General features: G+C 71.7%; 18 protein-coding genes. 8 read left to right on the top strand and 10 right to left on the bottom strand.

All coding sequences use genetic code 11. The features are described 5' to 3' along the window. The first annotated feature begins 20 nt into the window (after positions 1-20). The 4 genes from Apa02nite_RS07875 to Apa02nite_RS07860 are packed head-to-tail and all read left to right on the top strand — an operon-like array spanning position 21 to position 5,408. Entirely contained in the window at positions 21-1,517 is a 1,497-nt protein-coding gene (locus Apa02nite_RS07875) for a GGDEF domain-containing protein (RefSeq protein ID WP_203824469.1), read from the top strand. Between the two features lies 1 nt (position 1,518). Next, the gene (locus Apa02nite_RS07870; protein ID WP_203824468.1) at positions 1,519-2,796 is read left to right on the top strand and encodes an outer membrane protein assembly factor BamB family protein; all 1,278 of its coding nucleotides are present in this window, start codon (positions 1,519-1,521) and stop codon (positions 2,794-2,796) included. Next, positions 2,793-4,103 carry an outer membrane protein assembly factor BamB family protein gene (locus tag Apa02nite_RS07865; RefSeq protein WP_203824467.1) on the top strand — a complete coding sequence of 437 codons (1,311 nt, stop codon included), beginning with the start codon at positions 2,793-2,795 and terminating at the stop codon, positions 4,101-4,103. The genes Apa02nite_RS07870 and Apa02nite_RS07865 overlap by 4 nt, the downstream gene beginning before the upstream one ends. A gap of 3 nt (positions 4,104-4,106) precedes the next feature. Then, complete coding sequence (locus Apa02nite_RS07860) at positions 4,107-5,408, top strand: outer membrane protein assembly factor BamB family protein (RefSeq protein ID WP_203824466.1); 1,302 nt, start codon at positions 4,107-4,109, stop codon at positions 5,406-5,408. On the opposite strand, the gene prfA is transcribed toward Apa02nite_RS07860, so the two are convergent. Together prfA and rpmE are read right to left on the bottom strand one after the other, a co-directional pair. Further along, complete coding sequence (gene prfA, locus Apa02nite_RS07855) at positions 5,392-6,483, bottom strand: peptide chain release factor 1 (RefSeq protein WP_067685840.1); 1,092 nt, start codon at positions 6,481-6,483, stop codon at positions 5,392-5,394. The genes Apa02nite_RS07860 and prfA overlap by 17 nt on opposite strands. Before the next feature lie 111 nt (positions 6,484-6,594). Further along, positions 6,595-6,819 (bottom strand): 50S ribosomal protein L31, encoded by a 225-nt coding sequence (gene rpmE, locus Apa02nite_RS07850; protein WP_067685842.1) that lies wholly within the window; start codon positions 6,817-6,819, stop codon positions 6,595-6,597. Between the two features lie 199 nt (positions 6,820-7,018). On the opposite strand from rpmE, the gene Apa02nite_RS07845 reads away from it, so the two are divergent. The 3 genes from Apa02nite_RS07845 to Apa02nite_RS07835 are packed head-to-tail and all read left to right on the top strand — an operon-like array spanning position 7,019 to position 9,621. Further along, a complete protein-coding gene (locus Apa02nite_RS07845; RefSeq protein WP_203824465.1) occupies positions 7,019-8,095 on the top strand; it encodes an RNA ligase in 1,077 nt (358 codons plus the stop codon). Next, positions 8,092-8,988, top strand: coding sequence for a phosphatase domain-containing protein (locus Apa02nite_RS07840; RefSeq protein WP_067685847.1), 897 nt, complete (start codon positions 8,092-8,094; stop codon positions 8,986-8,988). The genes Apa02nite_RS07845 and Apa02nite_RS07840 overlap by 4 nt, the downstream gene beginning before the upstream one ends. Positions 8,989-9,000: 12 nt before the next feature. Continuing rightward, positions 9,001-9,621 (top strand): RNA ligase family protein, encoded by a 621-nt coding sequence (locus tag Apa02nite_RS07835; RefSeq protein ID WP_203824464.1) that lies wholly within the window; start codon positions 9,001-9,003, stop codon positions 9,619-9,621. A 285-nt stretch (positions 9,622-9,906) separates the two neighbouring features. On the opposite strand, the gene Apa02nite_RS07830 is transcribed toward Apa02nite_RS07835, so the two are convergent. From Apa02nite_RS07830 to Apa02nite_RS07810, 5 genes are all read right to left on the bottom strand, one after another. Next, complete coding sequence (locus Apa02nite_RS07830; protein ID WP_203824463.1) at positions 9,907-11,076, bottom strand: nitric oxide synthase oxygenase; 1,170 nt, start codon at positions 11,074-11,076, stop codon at positions 9,907-9,909. A 133-nt stretch (positions 11,077-11,209) separates the two neighbouring features. Continuing rightward, on the bottom strand, positions 11,210-13,414 hold the full coding sequence (gene rho, locus Apa02nite_RS07825) for a transcription termination factor Rho (protein WP_203824462.1): 2,205 nt from the start codon (positions 13,412-13,414) through the stop codon (positions 11,210-11,212). Positions 13,415-13,709: 295 nt separating this feature from the next. After that, complete coding sequence (gene thrB / locus Apa02nite_RS07820; RefSeq protein WP_067685855.1) at positions 13,710-14,654, bottom strand: homoserine kinase; 945 nt, start codon at positions 14,652-14,654, stop codon at positions 13,710-13,712. A 25-nt stretch (positions 14,655-14,679) separates the two neighbouring features. Further along, positions 14,680-15,930: an MFS transporter gene (locus tag Apa02nite_RS07815; protein WP_203824461.1), complete on the bottom strand. Its 1,251-nt coding sequence runs from the start codon at positions 15,928-15,930 to the stop codon at positions 14,680-14,682. A 95-nt stretch (positions 15,931-16,025) separates the two neighbouring features. After that, a complete protein-coding gene (locus Apa02nite_RS07810) occupies positions 16,026-19,274 on the bottom strand; it encodes an efflux RND transporter permease subunit (protein WP_203824460.1) in 3,249 nt (1,082 codons plus the stop codon). 255 nt (positions 19,275-19,529) lie between these two features. Between Apa02nite_RS07810 and Apa02nite_RS07805 the strand changes: the two genes are divergently transcribed. Further along, positions 19,530-19,958: a MarR family transcriptional regulator gene (locus Apa02nite_RS07805; RefSeq protein WP_203824459.1), complete on the top strand. Its 429-nt coding sequence runs from the start codon at positions 19,530-19,532 to the stop codon at positions 19,956-19,958. Here the strand turns inward: Apa02nite_RS07805 and thrC are convergent. The 3 genes from thrC to lysA form a co-directional block, all read right to left on the bottom strand. Beyond that, positions 19,944-20,993, bottom strand: coding sequence for a threonine synthase (gene thrC, locus Apa02nite_RS07800; protein ID WP_203824458.1), 1,050 nt, complete (start codon positions 20,991-20,993; stop codon positions 19,944-19,946). The genes Apa02nite_RS07805 and thrC overlap by 15 nt on opposite strands. A 106-nt stretch (positions 20,994-21,099) precedes the next feature. Continuing rightward, complete coding sequence (locus Apa02nite_RS07795) at positions 21,100-22,431, bottom strand: homoserine dehydrogenase (RefSeq protein ID WP_203824457.1); 1,332 nt, start codon at positions 22,429-22,431, stop codon at positions 21,100-21,102. Further along, positions 22,428-23,813, bottom strand: coding sequence for a diaminopimelate decarboxylase (gene lysA / locus Apa02nite_RS07790; RefSeq protein ID WP_203824456.1), 1,386 nt, complete (start codon positions 23,811-23,813; stop codon positions 22,428-22,430). The genes Apa02nite_RS07795 and lysA overlap by 4 nt, the downstream gene beginning before the upstream one ends.

The raw sequence follows: 23,813 nt of genomic DNA, 5'->3' as shown, positions 1-23,813 counted from the left end.
TAGGCCGTGGGAGGCGCCTGGTGGGTTGGTTGGACCAGCTCGCGGAACATGTCGATGATCTGCATCGGGCTGGGCAGCTGCAGCAGGACGGACGCTCGGCGCAGGCCCTGCCCATCCTGGACGCCGTGCTGGCCACCAGCTCCGATCCGACCACCCGGGCGTACTCGCTCGTGCAGCGCTTCGGTGCGCTGATCAACCTGGGCCGGGTGGCGGAGCTGGCGGCCGCGATGGCCGCCGCCGCCGAGGCGGTCCGTGAGGTGCCCGACCCCTACCTGCGCGGCCAGATGCACGCGTTCGCCGCCCTCGGCGCGCACCTGCAGAGCAACCTGGACCGCGGGGTGACCCACCTGGTGCAGGCGTCCCGGGCGCTGGCCGCGGTGCCGGAGGGTGACGCGGAGACCGCCTGGGGCTGGCACGACCTGGCCATGGCGTACTCATATCTGGGTTTTCACGGTCAGGCGCTGACCGCTATCGAGCAGGCCCGCGAGGTCGGCGCGAGCGCCGGGCTCACCCCGGAGGTGTTCGCCGCTCCCGGCATCCGGCTGCGCAACGCGGTCTCGCTCGACCACCAGGGCGACACCGACGGCTGCCTGCGGGTGCTGCGCGACATCGACGCCGAGCTCTCCCGGTACGTCGCCACCGACCAGCTGCGCCCCGGCAGCCGCGCCGTCTACGGCTATGCCCTGGCCCGCCGCGCCGCCCTGGGCGAGCCCACCGAGGCCGACGCCGCGAAGTGGCTGACCGGCGGCGGCGACAGCGTGCGCACCCGCGACCTGCGGCATCTCGGCGCGGTCTGCCTGACCATCGCGGCCGGCAAACCGGAGCGGGCGCTGACCATGCTGGAGGCGATCCCGGTCTCGGCCGAGGTGCTCGGCGCCCCGGAGCCTGCCCGTTTACGCAGCATCTGCCACGCCAGCGCCGGTGACCACGCCGCCGCGCACGCCGCCGACCGGTACGCGTTCCGCCTCGCCGCCCAGCGCATCGACCAGCTCCGCGACGGCTACCTGGACGGCGTCGCGGCCCGTCTGGACGCCCAGGAGACCCAGCGCGACCCGCACCGGTACGGCGACGAGACCCTCGTCGACCCGCTCACCGGCCTGCCCAACCGCCGCCAGCTGGAGCACTACGTCGACGGGCTGCTGGCCCGGGGCGAGCGCGCCGCCGTCGGGGTCTGCGACATCGTCGGCTTCACCACGGTCAACATGCGGCACGGCCGGCACTGCGGCGACCTGGTCCTGCAGCGGATCGCCGGCGTGCTGGCCCGGGTGATGCGCCGCGGCGACTTCGCGGCCCGGTTCGCCGGTGACGAGTTCGTCTTGGTGCTGCCGGGCGCCGGCCCGCAGCACGCGGCCGAGGTGTCCCGCCGGATCAGCGCCGCCGCAGCCGCGGAGAACTGGCAGGTCCTGGTGCCGGGCACCCCGATCGCGCTGGCGGCCGGCTGGTCCGAGGTGGGCACCAAGGGCCGCGGGCTGAGCGCCGCCCTGGCCGCCGCCGCGGCGATCCGCAAGCCGACCTGAGATGGCGGTGATCGAGCTGGGCGAGCCGGCCCCGGTCACCGACGAGCCCACCGCACCGCACCGGTGGCGGCCCCGCCCCTGGCTGATCACCGCCGTGGCCCTGCTCTGCGTCGTCGCGCTGACCGGTTCGGCCCGGCCCCACGGCGGCCGGCCGGGCCGGATCCTCTGGTCCGCGCCGATCGCCGCCGAGGACCAGATCACCGTCGCCGGCGACGCCGTCCTCCAGCAGCGCACCGGCTGGACCTCCGAGCTGACCGTGTACGACCTGGCCACCGGCGCCCTGCGCTGGCGCACCGGCGACGCCCCGCTGACCCGGGTGCTGCCCTCCCCCGCGGACGCCGTGGTGCTCGTCGTCGACGACCAGGGTGTGGCGACCCCGAACCGGGACGGCGGCACCGTCACCGCGCGGCGCAGCGCCGACGGCGCCACGGTCTGGCAGCAGCCCGGAACGGTGCTGACCGCCGACGCCGGGCTCGCGCTGATCGCCGACCACGACACCCGGGGCTGGGTGATCCGGTTGCGCCAGGTCCGGGTCGCCGACGGCGCCGCGCTCTGGCGCCGTTCGATCGCGCCGGCCCGGGACGTGCTGGTCGAACCCACCCGGGACGGCCACTTCGGCCGGGTGCTCACCGTGACGAACGGGCGGATCGACCTCTACCGGTGGGCCGACGGTGTCCCGTCCGCCTCCGGCCGGGTCACCCTGGCCCCCGACAGCCTGCTGAGCGCCGTGCACGGCCGGCTCCGCGCCGACCGGTACGCCACCGCCGGGATCACCTCCACCTGGTACGACCTGACCGACTTCCGGCAGCTCGGCACGATCGACGCCGGCACCGTGCCGGCCGTCGAGTGCGGCCCGCTGGTCTGCCGGGCCGGGCCGGCCTCGGTGACCGCCACCGAGGCGGGCACCGGGCGGGAGGTGTGGCGGCGCACCGACGTGGCCGGTTTCGCGCTTGTCACCGCGGACCGGCTGCTGCTGATCGCGACCGACGGCTCGACCCGCACCCTCGTCGACCCGGCGACCGGCCGCGCGCTGGCCACCCACGTGCCGGGTGAGGCTGTCGCCAACGACACCGTCCGGGACTCGGTGCTGCTGCTGCACGACACCCGGTCGCCGGCCGGGCGCAGCGCCGCGGTGCGGCTCGACCTGACCACCGGAGCGTGGCGCACGCTCGGCCTGCTGCCGTCGATCCGCGATCCGCGCCGGTGCGTCGGCACCGCGGCCGGGCTGCTGCTGTGCCAGGACAACAACCGGATGCTGGTGGCTACAGTGCCGGTATGAGCGTCATCGACCTCGGCGAGGTGCGGGCCCACGAGCCCGCCGAGCACCCGGTCGCCGAGCCGCTGCCGCTGCGCGGGTTCCGCCGTGCCGCGGTCGCGGTCGTCGCGATCGCCTGCGCGCTCACCCTGGGTGCCGCGGCGCCGGTGCCGCCCCCGCTGGTCCGCGACGTCTGGTCGACGGCCGGCCCGCGGGACGGCGCGATGCTGGTCGGCACGGACACCGTCTATCTCACCGGCAGCCAGGGCGAGATCACCGCGCACGACCTGGCCACCGGGACGGTCCGGTGGAGCCGGACGCTGGACGCCGGCGGAGGGCCGAGCGAGGAGGTGGCCGGCCTGCTGCTGGTCCTCGGCTCGCTGAAGACCGTCATGCTCACCGGCGAGGATCAGAGCTCCACGCTGATGTGGTCGGACGGCGTGATCATGCTGGACCCGGCCACCGGCGCCGAGCGATGGCGCGGTCCCGGCGACCAGCTGGCGTCGACGCCCGACACGATGCTGCTGGCCGACCGGGGCGACGACGGGGAGGCCCGGGCCATGCGGCTGGTCACGACCCGCACCGGCGACGTGCTCTGGACACGGCCGCTGGCACACGCCGCGGACGCGCAGATCCACTACGACGACGGCCGGCCCGCGCGGATCGTCACCACCGCACCCGACGAGATCAACATCTATCGGTACGCCGACGGCGCGCCGCTGGCCCACCGCGGGTTCACCTGGACCGACGACACCCGGCCGGAGAGCGCCCGGGCCACGATCGCCGGTGACCGGATCGTGGTGACCTGGACCGACCGGCGGGGCTCCACCGTCACCGCGTTCCGGCCGGACGACCTGGACACCCCGCTCTGGAGCCTGCGCACCCTCCGCTATGCCCTGGTCACCCCGTGCGGACCGGTGGTCTGCCTCGCCGAGGGCGCCGAGGTGTCCGGCCTCGACCCGGCCACCGGCGCGTCCCGCTGGCAGCTGCCCGGGCCGGCCGGCATCAACGAGGCCGGCACCGGCCGGCTGCTCGCCTACACCGACCGCGACCCGCCGTCGGAGACCCTGGTGGACGCGACCACCGGCCGGGTGCTCGGCGACAGCGCGACCGGCTGGCAGATGAACCGCACCGACCCGGCCGCCCGGATCCTGCTGCGCGCCGGCCGGGACGACCCGGACCAGGTCGTGATCAGCCGGATGGACCTGGAGACCGGCCGGGTCGCCGTGCTCGGCACGGTCGGCTCCGCCGAGTGGCACGACTGCGGCAGCACCGCGCGTTTCCTGGTCTGCCGGCGCGGGGACCGCGTCGTGGCCACCGCGATCGGCTGACCCGTGGCCACCATCGAGCTCGGCGATCTCAGCGAGCGCACCGCCACACCCGGCGCGGCGCCGGAGCTGCGCGCCGACCGCCTGCTCACCCGGGTGGTCGCCGCCGGTCTCGCGGTGCTCTGCGCGGCCGGCCTGACCGGCTCCGGGCCGCCCGCTCCGCCCCGCGTCCACGAGCTGTGGTCGATACCGGTACGCGACGGCGACTACCCGTACCTGTCCGGCGACGCGGCACTGCTCTCCCGGGTCACCGACGCGGGCGCCGAGCTCACCTCGTACGACCTGGGCACCGGCCGGGTCCGCTGGGCCACGCTGACCGGCCCGGAGTCGAACTGGCTGATCCCGGACGACGACGCGCACCGGATCTACGTGGCCGACGGCGCCCGGACCTACACCGCCGGCAGCAGCTCGACCGGGTACGCCACCAGCACCGTGGTGCTGGACAGCGGCACCGGGGCGGTCCGCTGGCGGCACACCGGGCAGGCGCTGGCCGCCTCGGGTGGGACCGCCCTGTTCGCCGACTGGGACGAGCAGGCCCGGGTGGTCGGGCTGCACCTGCTCCGGGCCGCGGACGGCACCCCGGTCTGGGAGCACCCGATCGCACCGGCCTCGCTCGTGCTGCCCCCGCCCGACGCGCCGGGGACCGGTGACCTCATCGCGATCACCCCGTCCGGCACGATGACCGCGCTGCGGTACGCCGACGGGGTCCCGCTCGCCACCCGCAAGGTCGGCGCCCGGGACCAGCCGCCCTGGATGGCCCTGGTCCGCGACGGCCGGTTCTACGACATCGTGCCCGGCACGACCACCTCGGTGACCGCGTACCGGTCGGACACCCTGGCCGAGCTGTGGCGGATCACCTGGCCGGACAGCGACGTCATCCTGAACGACTGCCACCCGGTGCTCTGCACGCTGCACGCCGGCCTGCTGGCCGGGCTGGACCCGGCGACCGGCCGGGCGCGGTGGCAGCTGCCGCAGGCCGACGCGTACCCGATCGGCGGCGGGCGCCTGCTGATCACCCGTCCGGACACCAGCAGCTCGACGGTGGTGGACGCCGCGACCGGCACGGCGATCGGCCCGCAGATCCCGGGCAGCGTGCTCGGCGGTGAACGCCCCGGCGGCGAGCTGGTGGTGACCCGCGCCGCCGGGTACCCGGAGTTGCGTACCGCGGTCTCGCTGCTCGACCCGGCGACCGGCCGGACCCGGCTGATCGGCTCGATGCCCGGCATCACCACCGGCTGCGAGACGGTCCGGCGCTACCTGGTCTGCGGCCGGGAGAACAACCGGCTGACCGTCACTGACGCCGGCTGAGCTCGGTCTCCCCGGCCAGCCGGGCCTCGCGGTCCGCGGCGCCCAGCGCGTCCAGCACCCCGTCCAGCTCACCGCCGAGCACCAGGTCGAGGTTGTACGCCGTGTAGCCGATCCGGTGGTCGGTGATCCGGTTCTGCGGGAAGTTGTACGTCCGCACCCGCTCCGAGCGGTCCACCGTACGGACCTGGGCCTTGCGCGCGTCACCGGCGACCGCGTCGGCGGCCTCCTGCAGCTGGACCAGCAGCCGGGAGCGCAGGATGCGCATCGCCGACTCCTTGTTCTGCAGCTGGCTCTTCTCGTTCTGGCAGCTCACCACGGTGCCGGTGGGCAGGTGGGTGATCCGGACCGCGGAGTCGGTGGTGTTGACCGACTGGCCACCCGGCCCGGACGAGCGGTACACGTCGATCCGCAGGTCGCCGGGCTCGATGTGCACCTCGACGTCCTCGGCCTCGGGCAGCACCAGCACGCCGGCCGCCGAGGTGTGGATCCGGCCCTGCGACTCGGTGACCGGGACGCGCTGCACCCGGTGCACGCCGCCCTCCCACTTCATCCGGGACCAGACGCCGTGACCGCCGGCCGGCACGCCCTTGGTCTTCACCGCGACCGAGATGTCCTTGACGCCGCCGAGGTCCGACTCCTGCAGGTCGATCACCTCGACCACCCAGCCGTGGCGCTCCGCGTACCGGGTGTACATCCGCAGCAGATCGCTGGCGAACAGCGCGGACTCCTGGCCGCCCTCGCCCGCCTTGATCTCGACGATCACGTCCTTGGCGTCGTTCGGGTCGCGCGGCATGAGCATCTCGCCGAGCTTCTCCTCCAGCGCCGGGAGGACGGCGGCGACCGCCTCGACCTCGCTCGCGAACGCCGGGTCCTCGGCGGCCAGCTCCTTGGCGGCGGCCAGGTCGGCGCGCGCGGCCTCCAGCTCGGCGTGCGCGGTGTAGAGCGGCGCGAGCTCGGCGAATCGCCGGCCGACCCGGCGGACCAGTGCCTGGTCAGCGTGGATGGCCGGGTCCTCCATCCGCTTCTCCAGATCGGCGTACTCGTCGAGAAGCGCGGTCAGGCGGTCGGTGCTCATCGGTCTCTCCAGTCAGCGAAAAGCGAACCACACGCCTCTCCAAGTCTGGAAAAGCGGACCACACGCGAACGGCGCCCGCCCCGGATTCCGGGACGGGCGCCGTTGAAGCAGTTACTTCTTCTTCGCGGCGTTGACCTTGGCGTACTTCGCCTGGAACTTCGCAACCCGGCCCGCGGTGTCGAGAACGCGCTGCTTGCCGGTGTAGAACGGGTGGCAGGCGCTGCAGGTCTCGACGCGGATCTCGTCGCCCTTGGCGGTGCTGCGGGTGGAGAAGGTGCTGCCGCAGGAGCAGATGACCTCGGTGGTCGTGTACTCCGGGTGGATTCCGCTCTTCATGTCTACTCGGTCCCTCTCGATGAAACGGGCCGCCGGGTCGCCTTCCGCGGATGGGAAGACGTGAACCGGAACCCCTACTGGCCGATGTACCAGTCTGCCATGCCCCCTGTACCGGCCGGAAATCAGGAGGTGCAAACGGTTTCGTGGTCGATAACGTGAGCGCTCCGCCGGTAATTCCCGCACCCGAAAGGCACCTGTCATGACGCTGCTCCACGACGTCTTCGATCCGGCCGCGCTGGCCGAGGCGATCGACAGCGGGCTGGTCCGGCTGCAGCGTCATCCGAGCCTGCCGTTGACGGTCTACAACTACACCGAGGCCTGCCAGTACACCGGCTCATGGAGCCCGGTCACGCTGGCCTGCCGGGGTCTCATCGCGGACGCCGACGGGCGGATCGTGGCACGTGCCTTCGACAAATTCTTTAATCACACCGAGCCGCAGGCGCCCGCACTCGACCCGTCCGCGCAGGTCACGGTGACCGACAAGGCGGACGGCAGCCTTGGTGTGATCTATCACGACGGCTCCGGCTTCGCCGTCGCGACGCGGGGGTCGTTCGCCTCCGACCAGGCGATCCATGCGACCGCACTGTTGCGTACGCGGTACGCGTCGTTCGTGCCGCCGGCCGGGACGACCGTGCTCGTGGAGATCATCTACCCGGGCAACCGGATCGTCGTCGACTACCAGGGGCTCGACGACCTGGTGCTGCTCGGCGCGGTGGACATCGCCACCGGGCGGTCCTACGGTCCGGCCGCTGTCCCGGGCTGGCCGGGTCCGGTGGTCGAGACGTTCGGGTACGCGACGCTGGCCGAGGCGCTCGCCGCTCCCCCGCGCGACGGGCGGGAGGGGCTGGTCGTGCACTTCACCGAGGCCGATCAGCGCGTGAAGATCAAGTACGCGGACTACGTGCGGCTGCACCGGCTGGTGACCGGGCTCACCGCTCGTACCGTGTGGGAGCTCCTGGCCAACGGTCAGAACCTGGACGCCCTGCTCGAGCCGCTCCCGGACGAGTTCCACGTCTGGGCCCGGGGCATCGCCGACGGCCTGACCGCCGAGGTGGACGCGCGGGCCGCCGCGGTCGAGGTGGCCTACGCCGAGCTCGTCGCCGGGCTGCCCGACGGGTGGGGCCGCAAGGAGTTCGCGCTCGCGGCGGTGCGCACGCCGCACCGGGGCGAGTTGTTCCAGCGCCTGGACGGTCATGATTACCGTCCGGGTCTGTGGCAGCGGGTGCGGCCGCCGGGTGACGCGGTCCGGGCCGCTGGTGGAGGAGCCGAGGAATGACACGACTTTTGATCACGCGGGGCCTGCCCGCGTCCGGGAAGACCACGTTCGCCCGCAAGCTGCAGCCGGGCGTGGTCCGGGTCAACCGCGACGACCTGCGGCGGATGCTGCACGGGCAGCGGTTGTTCACCCAGTGGGCCGAGGCGCAGGTGACGAACGCGCAGCGGGCCGCGGTCGAGGCGCTGCTGCGCGCCCGGGCGTCGGTGATCGTCGACGACACGAACCTGCGGGCCAAGGTGGTCCGGGAGTGGGCCGAGATGGCCGCCCGGTTCGGCGCGTCGTTCGAGGTGCACGACTTCACCGACGTGCCGCTGGAGGAGTGCCTGCGGCGCGACGCCGACCGGCCGGAGGACGAACGGGTCGGCGAGGACGGCATCCGCCGGATGCACGAGCGCTATCTGGCTGGGAAGAACACCCCGCTGCCGGTGCCGTTCGTGGACCCGGGTGGGCCCGGGGTGGTCTACCAGGCCGACCCGGAGCTGCCGCCGGTGGTGCTGGTGGACATCGACGGGACTGTCGCGCTGATGGCCGGGCGCAGCCCGTACGACTGGAGCCGGGTCGGTGAGGACGCCCCCAATCCGTCGGTGATCGCGGCGGTGCGGGCGATGCACGCGGCCGGGCACGCCATCGTCTTCTGCTCCGGGCGGGACGCGGTGTGCCGGGAGGAGACCGAGGCGTGGCTGGAGCTGTTCGTCGGCGTGCCGTACGAGGCTCTGTTCATGCGACCGGAAGGGGACAGCCGCAAGGACTCGATCGTCAAGCGGGAGATCTTCGATACCGAGATCCGGGACCGGTGGCGGGTCGTCGGGGTTTTCGACGACCGCCAGCAGGTGGTACGTATGTGGCGTGCGCTCGGCCTGACGGTGTTCCAGGTGGCGGAAGGGGACTTCTGAGGTGGGTGTCAGGTGAGGAAGTATCCGCGGACGTTCCATCTGCCCGATTCCCCGGGCGCCTCCGACGATGACCGGATCCAATCGGATCTGTCGTGGCTGGACGGCGAGCTCGTGGTGACCGAGAAGATGGACGGCGGGAACCTCACCTTCACCCGGGACGCGATGTACGCCCGCTCCCCCGACTCCGGCACGCACCCGTGGGACCGGCCGGCGAAGGCGTTGTGGGCGATGACGGCGTACCGGATCCCGGACGCCTGGCGGGTCTGCGGCGAGTCCATGTGGGCCCGCCGCAGCGTCGCCTACGCGGATCTGCCCGGCGTCTTCCTGGTCTTCGGCATCTGGGACGAGACCGACACGCTGCTGGGCTGGGACGACACCGTCGACTGGGCGCGGCGGCTGGAGCTGCCGATGGTCCCGGTCCTCTACCGCGGCGGCAGCCTCAGCGAGGCCCGCGCGGCCTGGCCGGGCATGCGCGACACGGACTCCTCGGAGGGTTTTGTGGTCCGCGCGGCCGGCCGCATCCCGGCCGCCGAGTTCGAGCGCCAGGTGCTCAAGTGGGTCCGCGCCGACCACGTCCGCACCCCGGCCGCCTGGCGCCACCGCGACGACTTCGCTCTCAACGAGTTCGCCTGACCCATTGTGGTACGAACAGTCCGGCGCTCGTCCGTAGGCTACGAGCCGAGTCCCGCCCGTGAGGCTTCCGCGAGGCCGCGACCGCTCCGGACCATGACGCGACTTACGGTTCCGGCTGGGCCTGACGGCCCTTATCGCGATGCGATAAGGGCCGTCAGAGCCAGCTGAACAACCCGGCGGCGCGCTGCGGTCCGGTGGCGGGATCACGTCGCGCGAGACCATCACGGGACGTGGCTGGTAGCCTGCGGACGGTCGCTCCGTATTCGTACCGAATAAGGATTTTTTTCATGGGCGGTGCGGACAGCCGCGCATGCCCTCGCGGGCCAGCGACGCCGCGTCCTCGTCCAGGTAGAACGCGGGGCGCAGGTCGAGTTCCTGGTAGTAGCGGTGGAAGACCGGGGTGATGCCGCCGGACATCGGTGGCACGATCCAGCTCCAGTCGGCCGGGACCGGGCGGCCGGCCTTCTCCTCGTTGCTGAGGTGCTTGAGGAAGCGCCGTGACTCGGTGTGGTGGTCGCTCATCTTGACGCCGGCCTGCTCGAAGCTGTGCAGGACCGCGATGTTCAACTCGACCAGCGCGCGGTCGCGCCACAGGGTGGACTCGCGGGTGGTGTCCAGGCCCATCCGGGCCGCGATGATCGGGATCATGTCGTAGCGATCGGGATCGGACAGGTTGCGCGCGCCGATCTCGGTGCCCATGTACCAGCCGTTGAACGGCGCCAGCGGGTAGTGCACGCCGCCGACGGTGAGCCGCATGTTGGCGATCGCCGGGACGGCGTGCCAGCGCAGTCCCAGCTCGGTGAACCAGGCGTAGTCGGGGTGGCCGATCGGCACCTCGCGGATGGCGCGCTCGGGCAGCTCGTAGAGCCGGATCCCGTCCGCCGGGGTCTCGATCACCAGGGGCAGCACGTCGTACGCCTCACCCTTGCCCTGCCAGCCGAACGCCCGGACCGCGGTGGTGAACTCGCGCAGCCGGGGATCGCCGACCGCCTCGCCGCTCTCGGTGCGGTAGCCGGCGTACCGGATCAGCTGCTCGTTCCACACCCGGGCGTACGGCTGACCCGGCCGGGCCGGCGCGAAAATGCTGATCACCGGCCGGATCTGGGTCTCCCCGGCGGTCTGCAGGTGCTGCACCAGCAGCGAGTAGATCTCGTCGGCGGTCCTGGCCCGGCGCCGGTCCAGCACGTGCAGGCTGCGCCAGTAGAGCCGGCCGATGCACCGGCCGGCGTTGCGCCAGGCCATCCGGGCGCCGTGGGTCAGCTCATCGGGAGTGTGCACGTAGGTGCCGGTCGCGGCGATCTGCGCGCGGATGATGGCCAGCCGCGGCTCGACCGGCCCGAGACGGGGGTTCTCGGTGTAGCAGCGGCGCAGGAAGTCCTCCGCCTCACCCGGGTCGACCGGCGCGTCGGGATCCCACGTCTCGGTGGGATGGTCCCGGTAACCAGGCACGATCATCGGGAGCCTCCGGATTATTGAGGGATGGGGATACCGGAGGTTCGCACGACCCCGTACGGGGCGAATCAGACAACGTGTGCGACAAAGACGACGAGCCCCACCCGATCGGGTGGGGCTCGTCGTTTTCGGGTGTTTATTCGCCAGGCGTCGACTTGGCGATCTGCATCAGGAACTCGATGTTGGTCCGGGTCTGCTTGAGCCGGTCCATCAACAGGTCCAGGGCAGCGCCGGACTCCAGCGAGCTGAGCACCTTGCGGAGCTTGTGGATGATCGCCAGCTCCTCCTTGCCCAGAAGGATCTCTTCCTTACGGGTGCTGGAGGCGGAGACGTCCACGGCCGGGAAGACCCGCTTGTCGGCGATCTTCCGGTCCAGCTTGAGCTCGGCGTTACCCGTGCCCTTGAACTCCTCGAAGATCACCGTGTCCATCATCGACCCGGTCTCGACCAGCGCGGTCGCGAGGATGGTGAGCGAGCCACCGTTCTCGATGTTGCGCGCCGCGCCGAGGAACCGCTTCGGCGGGTAGAGCGCGGTCGAGTCGATACCACCCGACATGATCCGGCCGGAGGCCGGCGCGGCCAGGTTGTACGACCGGCCCAGCCGGGTCACCGAGTCGAGCAGCACGACGACGTCGTGGCCCAGCTCGACCAGCCGCTTGGCCCGCTCGATGGCGAGCTCGGCGACCGTGGTGTGGTCCTGCGGCGGACGGTCGAACGTGGCCGCGATGACCTCGCCCTTCACCGTGCGCTGCATGTCGGTGACCTCTTCGGGCCGCTCGTCGACCAGCACCACCATCAGGTGGCACTCCGGGTTGTTGTGGGTGATCGCGTTCGCGAGGGCCTGCAGCACCATCGTCTTACCCGCCTTGGGCGGAGAGACGATCAGCGCGCGCTGACCCTTACCGATCGGCATCACCAGGTCGATGATGCGGGTGGTGAGGATGTGCGGCTCGGTCTCCAGCCGCAGACGCTCCTGCGGGTAGAGCGGGGTGAGCTTGTAGAACTCGGGACGGCGACGGGCCTCGTCGGGCTCCATCCCGTTGATGGTGTCCAGCCGGACCAGCGGGTTGTACTTGTCCCGACGCTGGTCGCCGCTGCCGCCGTCACGCGGGGCGGAGCGCACCGCGCCGGTGACCGCGTCGCCGCGGCGCAGGCCGTACTTCTTGACCTGCGACATGGACACGTAGACGTCGTTCGGGCCGGAGAGGTAGCCGGTGGTCCGGACGAACGCGTAGTTGTCCAGCACGTCCAGGATGCCGGCCACCGGGACGAGCACCTCGTCCTCGGAGACGTGCGGCTCGCGGCCGCCACCGTCGCGCTGGCCGCCGTCCCGCTGGCCACCCTCGCGCGGGCTGGTGCTGTCCCGCGGGTCGTCACGGTCACGACCGCGACGACGGTCCCGGAAACGGCTGCGCCGGCTCCGGCGGCCACCCTCGCCGTCAGCGTCGTCGTCGTCGTGAGCCTGCTCGGTGCGCGGGCCCCGGTCGTTGGTCCGGTCGTTGGTCCGGTCCGGACGCTCGCCGCGCTCGGGCCGGTCCGACCGCTCGGTCCGCTCGCCGTCACGCGGGGTGCGCTCGGAACGGTCGGTCCGGTCGGTCCGCTCGCCGTCGCGCGGGGTGCGCTCGGAACGCTCGATCCGCTCGCCGTCACGCGGCGTGCGCTCGGAACGATCGGTGCGCTCGGGCCGGTCGGTGCGCTCGGGCCGGTCGGTCCGCTCGCTGTCGCGCGGCGCGCGCTCGGTGCGCTGCCGGTCGCGGTTGCGGTCGCCCCGCTCGGGACGCTCGCTCCGCTCGGCACGCTCGGTGGTGTCGGCCGGGGCCGTCTCGGTCACCGCGGCGACCGGCGCGGCGGCGACCGGAGCGGCCTCCGCAACAGCCGTCTCCCGAGGAGCCGTCTCACGGGGGGTGGTGTCACGGGCCCGCTCGCGGCTGCGCCGGGACGGACGCTCGGTCACCGGCGCGGCCTCGGCGGCCGGGGCGGTCTCGACCGGAGCGGCCGGGGCGGCCACGGGCTGCGGCGTCTCGGCCGGGGCCGGCTGAACCGGAGCCACCTGGGCCGGGGCGGGCTGCACCGCGGCGGCAGCGGCGGTCCGCGGACGTGGGGCCGGCTCAGCGGCGGCCGAACCGCCGCTCTGCCGCTCGGTGATCGCGGTGATCAGCTCGCCCTTGCGCATCCGGGCCGTGCCGGAGATGCCCAGGGACGCGGCGAGGCTCTGCAACTCGGGCAGCAGCATCGCGGACAGCCCGGTGCCGGCGCGGCGGCGCTTCGTGGCGGTCGCGGTGGTGCCGGCGCCGTCAGCGACGTCAGAAACACCCGACGTCACGTCGGTGGTGTCGCTCAATGGATTCCTTCCGTCGGAAAAACCCGAGATCACCCGGAACTGCAGCCTGGGCCGGGTGCCCTCGGAACCCGCTTCGCAACAGCGGTGCGGGAGTTCATGCAGCACGGCAGCTCGACGGTTTCCCTGCCCACCAGACTTTGACGGGTAGGTCTCGGCGAGTGCAGCGATCTATGGACTGCTGCCCGGCGTATGCCTTGCTGAGAATTGAGACGGGCCTGGACGGCCCAGAAATCTCGGGGGTGCGCCGAACCGCAGAGATCGCTTGCTTCGCGGCTGTGCTAGGTCTAGAGCGTAATCAACTCTTGCGACCTGCGGCAACAGGACCCCGCTCGGCGTGTTCCACCATACCCCCTTTCACAACAGCACCGGCGCCGTCCACGCCCAGCACTTCGGCGCGCCAATCCGCGCCGGGGTGGAAATCGCCCGGGACCTCGGTCAATGCGAGCACGGTCGGTCCCGCGCCACTCACCACGGCCGCGACACCCACCGACCGCAGCGCCGCGACCAGCGAGGTCGTGCCCGGCATGCCGGGCGCACGGTACCCCTGGTGCAGCCGGTCCTCGGTGGCCGGGAACAACAGCGCCGGATCACTCGTCAGGGCGTGGCTCAGCAGGGCGGCCCGGCCGGCGTTGAAGGCGGCGTCCCGGTGCGGCACCTCGGACGGCAGCGCGGCGCGCGCGGTGGCGGTATAACCCCGCTCGGACGGGATGAAAACCGTCGGGCGCACGCCCCCGGCCGGCGCCAGCTTCACCGCTCGCGCGCCGCCGGGCTCGGTCCAGGCCACGGTGAACCCGCCGAGCAGGCACGGCGCCACGTTGTCCGGATGTCCCTCGATGCGCGCCGCGATCCGCAGCGCGGCCGCCTCGTCGATCAGCTCCAGACCGCCTTTGACCAGGCCACGAGCCAGTTGTACGCCGCCGACGATGGCCGCCGACGAGCTGCCCAGCCCGCGCGCCTGCGGGATCCGGTTGACGCAGCGCACGGCCAGGCCGGGCGGGCGCTCGCCGAACTCGTCGAAAGTGGCCAGCATGGCCCGCACCACCAGGTGCCCGGCGTCGGTCGGCAGCTCACCAGCGCCCTGACCGCTGATCTCGACGGTGAACCCGGACGCGGTCACGCTCGCGGTCAGGTCGTCGTACAGGGTCAGCGCGAGACCCAGCGCGTCGAAGCCCGGACCCAGATTCGCACTGGTCGCCGGGGTGCTGACGGAAACCGGATCGGTGGCGAAGGTCAGGCCCATCGCCACATGCTATGGCTTGATCATCTCAGGGTGATTGCCGCGCCCCGGGAATCTCATTCCCGGACGCCGACCGGCGCGCCAGCCCCCGGGTCGCCAGCCACCAGCCGGCCGCGTAGAGCACCGTGATCAGGCCGCACACCGCCAGCACGGCCCGCTGGGACACGTGGTCGACGACCGCGCCGGCACCCAGCTGGCTGATCGAGATGGCGAGCGTCGCCAGCATCATGTCGGTGGCGAACACCCGCCCGCGCAGCCGGTCCGGCACCTCGGCCTGCAGCGCGTAGTTGGAGAGCACCCAGTTGGTGCCGCCGGCGAAGTGCGCGACGAAGACCAGCAGCAGGACCAGCGGGAACCAGCTGGTGAAGGCGACACCGAGGTAGCCGAGGCCGTACAGGCTCATCGACAGGGCCAGGCCGGTGAACAGCCAGGCCGGGCGGGCCAGCACCGGGCGCATCACCATCGGGCCGACCAGCGCGCCGAGGCCGCGGACCGCGAAGAGCAGACCGGCGCCCAGCTCACCGGCGCCGTGCGCGGCGGCGATCAGCGGGAACACGGTCAGCACCCCGTTGCCCAGGCCGACCGCCGACTTCACGGTGACCAGCGCCCGCAGCCGGGGACGGATCACGATGTACCGCAGCGCCTCCCGCAGGGCGTGCCCGGTCTCCGGCCGCTCGGCGTCCGCGGCGCGCTCGGCCTGCAGCGGGCGGCGGACCAGCGCGGTGAGCAGGCTCGCGATCAGCAGGCCGGCCGCGGTCACGGTGAAGCTGACGTACGGGCCGAACAGGCTGCTCACCACGCCGCCGAGCGACGCGCCGAGGATCGTCATGGTGCCCCACGCCGAGCCGGAGATCGCGTTCGCGGCGGGCAGGTCGGCCGGGTCCACCACGTTCGGCAGCGCCGCCGAGCTGGCCGGCTGGTAGAACGCCTTGGCGACGGCCATCGCACCGATCGCGATCAGGGCGAGCGGCGCGGTGGCCGCCGACCGCACCGCGAAGAGCAGCAACACCGCGGCGAACGACGCCAGGTTCGCCACGATCAGGATCTTCCGCCGGTCCAGCCGGTCGGCGATCGTCCCGGTGTAGGGGAGCAGCAGCGCGTTGATCCCGGTGTCCACGGCCAGCACCAGACCGCCCCAGAACCCGTGGCCGGTGAGCTCGGGCAGCAACACCAGCAACGGCACCATCACGAACCAGTCCGCGCCGAAGACCACCAGCTCAGCGGTGAACAGACGGCGGAAATCACGATTCCGGGTAAGGACCGAGAACGTTGCTGGCACGTACCGGAATGTAGTCGTACCCCGGAAAAGGCCGATGCCCGGCCGCCGGGGCCGGGCATCGCTTCCTTATTTCTTGCTTAGTTTTTCGGTACGCCCTACTCCTGCACCGGCTTGGCCGGCCCCTTGGGCATCTTGAGCACCTCGAACTGATCGGTGTAGCCCCGCAGCGCGCCGCTGGAAGCGGGCTCGACCGGCACCGTCGACGCCACCGGGGCGTCGTCCGGCACGGTCACCGGCTCGGCCGTCGGCTCGGCCGGCGTGACCGGCTTGCCGCCCTTGGCCAGCCGCTTGGCCTCGCGCTTGGCCCGGCGACGCTCCTTGCGGTTCTCCACCAGCGTGTAGAGCGCGGGCACCAGCACCAGGGTGAGCAGCGTCGAGCTGACCAGACCACCGATCACCACGATGGCCAGCGGCTGGGAGATGAAGCCGCCCTCGCCGGTGAGACCCAGCGCCATCGGGATGAGCGCGAAGATCGTCGCGATGGCGGTCATCAGGATCGGCCGCAGCCGGTGCCGGCCGCCCTCGACCACCGCTTCCTGGACACCCATGCCGGCCGCCCGGTAGTGGTTGATCAGGTCCATCAGCACGATCGCGTTGGTGACCACGATGCCGACCAGCATCAGCACCCCGATCAGGGCCGGCACACCGAGCGGGGTGCCGGTCGCCAGCAGCAGGCCGATCGCGCCGGTCGCCGCGAACGGGATGGAGACCAGCAGGATGATCGGCTGCACGATGCTGCGGAACGTCGCCACCATGATGATGAAGACGATCGCGATGGCCGCCAGCACGGCGAGGCCGAGCTGCGCGAACGCCTCCTGCTGGTCGGCGCTGACGCCACCGACCGTGTACGAGGCGCCGGCCGGCAGGTCGAGCGCGTCCAGCTTCTCGGTCAGATCCGTGTTGACCTTGCTGAGGTTGGAGCCGGTCACCGCGCCGGTCACCGTGGCGGTGCGGTTGCCGTCCACCCGGGTGACCTGCTCCGGGCCGTTGACCTGCTTGACCTCGGCCACCTTGCTCAGCGGCACGGTGCCCTTGGCGGTGGTCAGCGGCACGTTCTTCAGCGCGTCCGGGTCGGTCGGCGCGGCGCCGAACGAGATGACCACGTCCTCGCTGGCCCCGTCGATCGCGACGGTGCCGGCCGGGGCGGACCGGAACAGGCCGGCCACGGTCTGGCCGATCTGCGCCTCGGTGAGACCGGCCTCGGCGGCGGCCTTGCGGTTCACCACCACGTCCAGGCGCGGCACGCTGGCGGCCAGCGTGGTGTCCACGTCGCTGACTCCGCCGATCCCGGTCATCGCGGTGCGGACCTGCTCGGTCGCGGCGGTCAGCACGTCGTTGTCGGCCGCGGTGACCTCGACGGAGAGCTGGCTGCTGCCCAGCCCGGAGCTGTCCTGACCGATCTTGATCTCACCGGCGTCGGTGAGCTTGGCGAACTCGTCGCGCAGCTGGTCGGAGACCTGCTCGGTGTCGGCGTCCTCGCTCAGCGCCACGTTGAACGTCGCGGTGGCGCCACCGCCGCCCCCGGCGAACGGGTTCGACGAGTTGCCGCCGACGGTGACCTGGTACGTCGTCACGTCGTCGCGGTCCGAGAGGATCGCCTCGACCTTCCTGGCCGCCTCGTCGGTGGCCGCCAGGCTGGTGCCGACCGGCAGCTCCTGGGAGACCGTGATGCTGTCCTGGCCGGACTGGTCCAGGAAGTTCGTCTCCAGCCGGGTGGACAGGGCGAACGTGCCGAGCAGCACCGCGATGCCGATCAGCACCGTGGTCCAGCGGCGGGTGGTGGCGAACTTGATGACCGGCAGGTATCCGCGCTGCAGCGGGCTGCGCAGCTCCTTCTCCTCGGCGGTCTTGCGGATCGCCTCGGTGTCGGCGTCGTCGGCCGGCGGCTTGAGGAACCAGAACGCCAGCACCGGCACCACGGTCAGCGCCACGAACAGCGACGCCAGCAGCGCCACCGTCACGGTGATTGCGAAGGACGAGAAGATCTGCCCGACCAGGCCGCCGACCAGGGCGATCGGGGCGAAGACGGCGACCGTGGTGAGCGTGGAGGCGACCACCGCGCCGGACACCTCGCGGACCGCGCCGAGGATGGCGTGGACCTTCTCCTCGCCGTACTCGAGATGTCGTTTGATGTTCTCCAGCACCACGATCGAGTCGTCCACCACCCGGCCCACCGCGATCGTCAGCGCGCCGAGGGTGAGCAGGTTGAGCGTGTAGTCGCCGGCCCAGAGCGCGATCAGCGCGATCAGCACCGAGAGCGGGATGGAAACCGCGGTGACGAGCGTCGAGCGGACGCTGAGCAGGAAGATCAGGATGACCACCACGGCCATCACCAGGCCGAGCAGTCCCTCGGTGGTCAGGCTCTTGATCGAGCGCTCCACGAACGGCGCCTGGTCGGTGATCACGGTGAGCTTGGCGCCGGAGTCCTTCTCCAGGTCGGCGAGCATGTCGCGGACCTGGTGCGAGATCTCCACCGGGTTGCCGTCCGGGCGCGCGGTGACCGCGATGCCCAGGCTGTCCACCCCGTCGGTGCGGGTGTACCCGTCGGCGGCCGGCAGCTTGCTCTCCACCGTGGCGACGTCGGCGAGGCGCACCGGCCCGCGAGCGCCGGTCAGGTAGACGTCCTGCAGCTGCTGCACCGTGGTGATCGGGGTGCCCACCTGCACGGTCAGCGACTTGGTGCCCTCGGTCACCGTGCCGGCCGGGATGGAGACGCCGTTGGCCTGCAGCACCGTGGTGAGCGACGCCGGGCTGACCCCGGCCGCGCCCATCTTCGCCAGGTCCGGCGTGATCACGACCTGCTTGGCCCGGGAGCCGGTGACCTGGGTGTCGCGGACGCCGGAGATGCCGTTCAGCTCCGGGACCACTGTCTCGTTGAGCTTGCTGAGCAGGGCGCTCTCGTCGCCGCCACCGGAGGCGGCGAGCACGATGGCCGGGATGTCGTCGGTGCCACCCGCGAAGACCTGAGGGTCGACGTCGGCCGGCAGCTGCGACTGGATCCGGTTGATCGAGGTGGTGACCTGGTTGACGGCGGACTCGATGTCCGTACCGAACTCGAACAGCACGACGACGCTCGTCACGTTCTCACGCGAGGTCGAGGTGACCGAGTCGATGCCGTCGATGCCCTTGACCGCATCCTCGATCGGCTTGGTGACCGTCTGCTCGACCGTCTCCGGCGAGGCGCCGGGCAGCACCGCGCTGACGAAGGCCGCCGGCAGCTCGATCGACGGAAAGAGCTGCTGTTTCAAGGACGGGATCGCATAGAGGCCGAAGCCGCTGATCACGATGGCGATCAGGGCTACCAGGCCTCGGTTGGCAAGGCTGAGCCGTGTCAGGGCTGACATGGGCGCTCCCCCGAGATAATTTCGTCCGACACTGATAGTTTGCCTGACACGAACAAATGGTTTTCGATGGGGTCCCTGCGGGGTTTGTTCGCGACGGTGGAGACGATCTGCCTCCCTACCTTGAGGCGCGCCTCAAGGTAGGTCGCGAACAAACCCCGTTGATAGGGTCCGTTACGAGGTGGACCCACCACGGCCATCGGGACGTCACATAAGGAGCGGGCGCTGAGCGAGAAAGAACAGCTCATCGCGGACATCATGGGCGCACACATCCGGATGCAGCACCTGTTCGCCGACGACCGGTCAGATCCGCTCTTCTCGTCGCATCTGACGATGTCGCAGTTGAAAATACTCTTGTTGCTGTCCCGGCACGGGACGTTGGCGGGCGGCGAACTGGCCCGCCTGGTGGGCGTCGGCGCCGCCGCACTGAGCGGCATGATCGACCGGCTCGTGGTGCAGGAACTCGTCACGCGCACGGAAGACGTGCACGATCGGCGGATCCGCCGGATCGGGCTGACGAAAGCGGGCACCGAACTCATCGACGGCATCATCACCGCCGGGGTGGCGAAACAGCGCGACCTCCTCAGCCGACTCTCAGCCGAGGAGCTCGCGGTGGTGTCTCAAGCGACGCGCCTCCTGTTGCGGGAGGCCGCGGCGATCCGGGACGAGGCGTCAGGCCAGGTCTAGCGCCTTCGCCGCGAGCAGGGCGTCGTTGGCGATCACGGTCGGCGACGGCGCCGTGGAGATCGCCCACTCCGGGTCCTTCAGGCCGTGCCCGGTGACCGTGCAGACCACCCGCGAGCCGGCCGGGATCTTCCCGGCCGCCGCCTGCTGCAGCAGACCGGCCACGCTGGCCGCGCTGCCCAGCTCGACGAAGACACCGACCTCGCGGGCCAGCAGCCGGTACGCGTTCAGGATGTCCCGGTCGGTGACCGCCGAGATCAGGCCGCCCGAGGCGTCCCGCGCGTCGAGGGCCTTGGTCCAGCTCGCCGGGTTGCCGATCCGGATCGCGGTGGCGATCGTGGACGGCTGCTCGACCACCTTGCCGTTCACGATCGGTGCGGCGCCGGAGGCCTGGAAGCCGTACATCTTCGGCAGCCGGGTGCTGTTGCCGGCCTCCTTGTCCTCCTGGTAGCCCATCCAGTACGCGGAGATGTTGCCGGCGTTGCCGACCGGCAGGCAGTGGATGTCCGGCGCGTCGCCGAGCGCCTCGACGATCTCGAAGGCCGCGGTCTTCTGCCCGTGCAGCCGGAAGATGTTCACCGAGTTGACCAGGGAGACCGGGTAGTCCTGGGAGAGCTTCGAGGCGAGCGCCAGGCAGTCGTCGAAGTTGCCGTCGACCTGCAGCAGCCGGGCCCCGTGCACCAGGGCCTGCGCCAGCTTGCCGAGCGCGATCTTGCCCTGCGGCACCAGCACCGCGCAGGCGATCCCGGCGCGGGCCGCATAGGCCGCGGCGGACGCCGACGTGTTGCCGGTGGAGGCGCAGATGATCGCCTTGGAACCCTCCTCGACCGCCTTGGAGACGGCCATGGTCATGCCGCGGTCCTTGAACGAGCCGGTCGGGTTCGCGCCCTCCACCTTGAGGTAGACGTCCGCGCCGACCCGCTGGGACAGCACCGGCGCCGGCACCAGCGGTGTGTTGCCCTCGTGCAACGTGACCACCGGGGTGGCCTCGGTCACCGGAAGGCGGTCCCGGTACGCCTCGATCAGACCCCGCCACATGGTCGTACTCCTCACTCCAGCTGGGCAATCGCGCACAGCGTGCCCCAGTAATCCGATCTTTGGGACCGGAAGTCCATTATTCAGGACGGCGCCCCACGCGGCGGTCCTAGCCCGCCCCGCCCTCGACCCGCAGCACACTGGCGATGGACCGGACGATGTCCAGCCCGGCCAGCGCCTCGACGGTAGCCGCCAGAGCGGCGTCCGGGGCGCTGTGGGTCACGATGACCAGTTTCGCGTCATCCGCCCGGCCGGACTGCCGGACCGTGGCGATCGAGACCTCGTGCTGGGCGAAGACCCCGGCCACGGTGGCCAGCACGCCCGGGCGCTCGGCCACGTCGAGGCTGATGTGGTACCGGGTCAGCGACTCGCCGATCGGGCGGACCCGCAGCTTGGCGTAGTTGCTCTCGCTCGGGGCGCGGGTCCCGCTGATCTTGTTGCGGGCCGCCGCCACGATGTCGCCGAGGACCGCGCTGGCGGTCGGCCGGCCACCGGCGCCACGGCCGTAGAACATCAGCGGACCGGCCGCCTCGGCCTCGACGAAGACCGCGTTGAACGCGTCGCCGACACCGGCCAGCGGGTGGGTCAGCGGGATCATCGCCGGGTGGACCCGGACCGACACCGTCTCGTCGCCGTCCGGGCCGGAGCCGCGCTGCGCGATGCAGAGCAGCTTGATCGTGCAGCCCATCTCCTTGGCGCTGGCCATGTCGCCGGCCGTCACCCCGGTCATCCCCTCGCGGAACACGTCCGCCGCGGTGACCCGGGTGTGGAACGCCAGCGAGGCCAGGATCGCGGCCTTCGCGGCGGCGTCGAAGCCCTCCACGTCGGCGGTCGGGTCGGCCTCGGCGTACCCCAGCTCGGTGGCCTCCTCGAGCGCCTCGTTGAAGCCGGCGCCGGTGGACGCCATCGAGGAGAGGATGAAGTTGGTGGTGCCGTTCACGATGCCGGTCACCGCGGTGACCCGGTCACCGTGCAACGACTCGCGCAGCGGGCGCAGCAGCGGGATCGCGCCGGCCACCGCGGCCTCGTAGTACAGGTCGGCACCGCCCTGGGCGGCCGCGTCGTGCAGGGTGCCGCCGTCCTCGGCGAGCAGCGCCTTGTTCGCGGTGACCACGCTCTTGCCCGCGTGCAGCGCCTCGACCAGCCAGGTGCGCGCCGTGTCGATGCCGCCGACCACCTCGATCACGATGTCCACGTCGTCGCGCTTGATCAGGCCGAGCGCGTCCGAGGTGAACAGGGCCGGGTCGATCGGCAGGTCGCCGCGCTCGCGGCCGAGCCGCCGCACCGCGATGCCGACCAGCTCCAGCGGTGCGCCGATCCGGGCGGTCAGGTCGTCGGCCTGCTCGTGCAGCAGCCGGACCACTTCAGTGCCGACCGTGCCGCAGCCGAGAAGGGCGAGACGGACTGCTGGCTTTTCAGTCAGCTCAGTTGCTGGGCTCATCCAACATCCAATGCAAGCAGGTCGTCCTCGGTCTCGCGCCGCACGATGACGCGGGCAGCGCCGTCGCGCACCGCCACCACGGGCGGCCGAGGAACGTGGTTGTAGTTGCTGGCCATGCTCCGGCAATAGGCGCCGGTACCCGGCACCGCAACAAGATCTCCGGGCTGCACGTCAGCGGGCAGGAATTCATCCTTCACGACGATGTCCCCGGACTCACAATGTTTTCCCACCACGCGGGCGAGCATCGGCTCCGCGATGGAGCTCCGGTTGGCCAGAGTGGCCGAGTAGGACGCGTCGTAGAGCGCGGTCCGGATGTTGTCGCTCATCCCGCCGTCGACACTCACGTACGTCCGGATCCCGTCGACGTCCTTGACCGTGCCGACCTCGTAGAGGGTGAACACGGCCGGCCCCACGATGGCCCGGCCCGGCTCGATCGACAGGCGCGGCACCCGCAACGCGGCCATCTCGCACTCCGACTCGACGATCTTGTTGATCCGCTTGGCCAGATCGCCGGGCGTGGCGGGGTCGTCCTGCGTGGTGTACGCGATACCGAACCCGCCGCCCAGGTCCAGCTCCGGCAGCTCCACCCCGCGCGCGTCCCGGACCTGCGCCTGCAGCTCCAGGATCCGCCGGGCGGCCACCTCGAACCCGCTGGTGTCGAAGATCTGCGAACCGATGTGCGAGTGCAGCCCGCGCAGGTCGAGCACACCCTCGTCGAGGATCTGCGCGCAGGCCGCGAACGCCGCGCCACCGGCCAGCGAGAAACCGAACTTCTGGTCCTCGTGCGCGGTCGCGATGAACTCGTGGGTGTGCGCCTCGACGCCGACGGTGACCCGGACCAGCACACCCGGCCGCTTGTTCAGCTCGCGGGACAGCTCGGAGAGCCGGACGATCTCGTCGAACGAGTCGACGATGATCCGGCCGACCCCGGCGTCCAGCGCGCGGCGCAGCTCGGACTGCGACTTGTTGTTGCCGTGGAAGCCCAGCCGCTCCGGCGGGAACCCGGCCGCGAGGGCCACCGCCAGCTCGCCGCCCGAGCACACGTCGAGGAAGAGGCCCTCCTCCTCGACGATCCGGACGACCGCCTTGCAGAGGAACGACTTGCCGGCGTAGTAGACGTCCGCGCCGGCGAAGGCGGCCGCGAAGTCACGGCAGCGGGCCCGCAGGTCCTCCTCGTCGAGCAGGTAGGCCGGGGTGCCGTAGTCGGCGGCCAGCTCGGTGACGCTCACGCCGCCGATCACCAGGGGCCCGGCGTCGCCGCGGGTCACGGTCCGCGGCCAGAGTTCCGGCATCAGGGCGTTGACATCTTCCGGGGTACGGAGCCACGCCGGACCACGGTTGCCGAGGTCGCCGTGCAGTGCCCCGGCCTCATGTGCGCGCAT

It is taken from the genome of Actinoplanes palleronii, assembly GCF_016862315.1.
GTDB classification, from domain to species: Bacteria; Actinomycetota; Actinomycetes; order Mycobacteriales; family Micromonosporaceae; genus Actinoplanes; species Actinoplanes palleronii.
The sequence above is the reverse complement of the archived record's forward strand: the minus strand, read 5'-3'. Positions and strand labels throughout refer to the sequence as shown.

Bases quoted from the DNA above. Each gene is read 5' to 3' on its own strand.
- Apa02nite_RS07870 (WP_203824468.1), top strand. From the start codon at position 1,519: ATGGCGGTGATCGAGCTGGGCGAGCCGGCCCCGGTCACCGACGAGCCC.
- Apa02nite_RS07865 (WP_203824467.1), top strand. From the start codon at position 2,793: ATGAGCGTCATCGACCTCGGCGAGGTGCGGGCCCACGAGCCCGCCGAG.
- prfA (WP_067685840.1), bottom strand. From the start codon at position 6,483: ATGAGCACCGACCGCCTGACCGCGCTTCTCGACGAGTACGCCGATCTG.
- rpmE (WP_067685842.1), bottom strand. From the start codon at position 6,819: ATGAAGAGCGGAATCCACCCGGAGTACACGACCACCGAGGTCATCTGC.
- Apa02nite_RS07845 (WP_203824465.1), top strand. From the start codon at position 7,019: ATGACGCTGCTCCACGACGTCTTCGATCCGGCCGCGCTGGCCGAGGCG.
- Apa02nite_RS07840 (WP_067685847.1), top strand. From the start codon at position 8,092: ATGACACGACTTTTGATCACGCGGGGCCTGCCCGCGTCCGGGAAGACC.
- Apa02nite_RS07830 (WP_203824463.1), bottom strand. From the start codon at position 11,076: ATGATCGTGCCTGGTTACCGGGACCATCCCACCGAGACGTGGGATCCC.
- thrB (WP_067685855.1), bottom strand. From the start codon at position 14,654: ATGGGCCTGACCTTCGCCACCGATCCGGTTTCCGTCAGCACCCCGGCG.
- Apa02nite_RS07810 (WP_203824460.1), bottom strand. From the start codon at position 19,274: ATGTCAGCCCTGACACGGCTCAGCCTTGCCAACCGAGGCCTGGTAGCC.
- Apa02nite_RS07805 (WP_203824459.1), top strand. From the start codon at position 19,530: ATGGGCGCACACATCCGGATGCAGCACCTGTTCGCCGACGACCGGTCA.
- thrC (WP_203824458.1), bottom strand. From the start codon at position 20,993: ATGTGGCGGGGTCTGATCGAGGCGTACCGGGACCGCCTTCCGGTGACC.
- Apa02nite_RS07795 (WP_203824457.1), bottom strand. From the start codon at position 22,431: ATGAGCCCAGCAACTGAGCTGACTGAAAAGCCAGCAGTCCGTCTCGCC.
- lysA (WP_203824456.1), bottom strand. From the start codon at position 23,813: ATGCGCGCACATGAGGCCGGGGCACTGCACGGCGACCTCGGCAACCGT.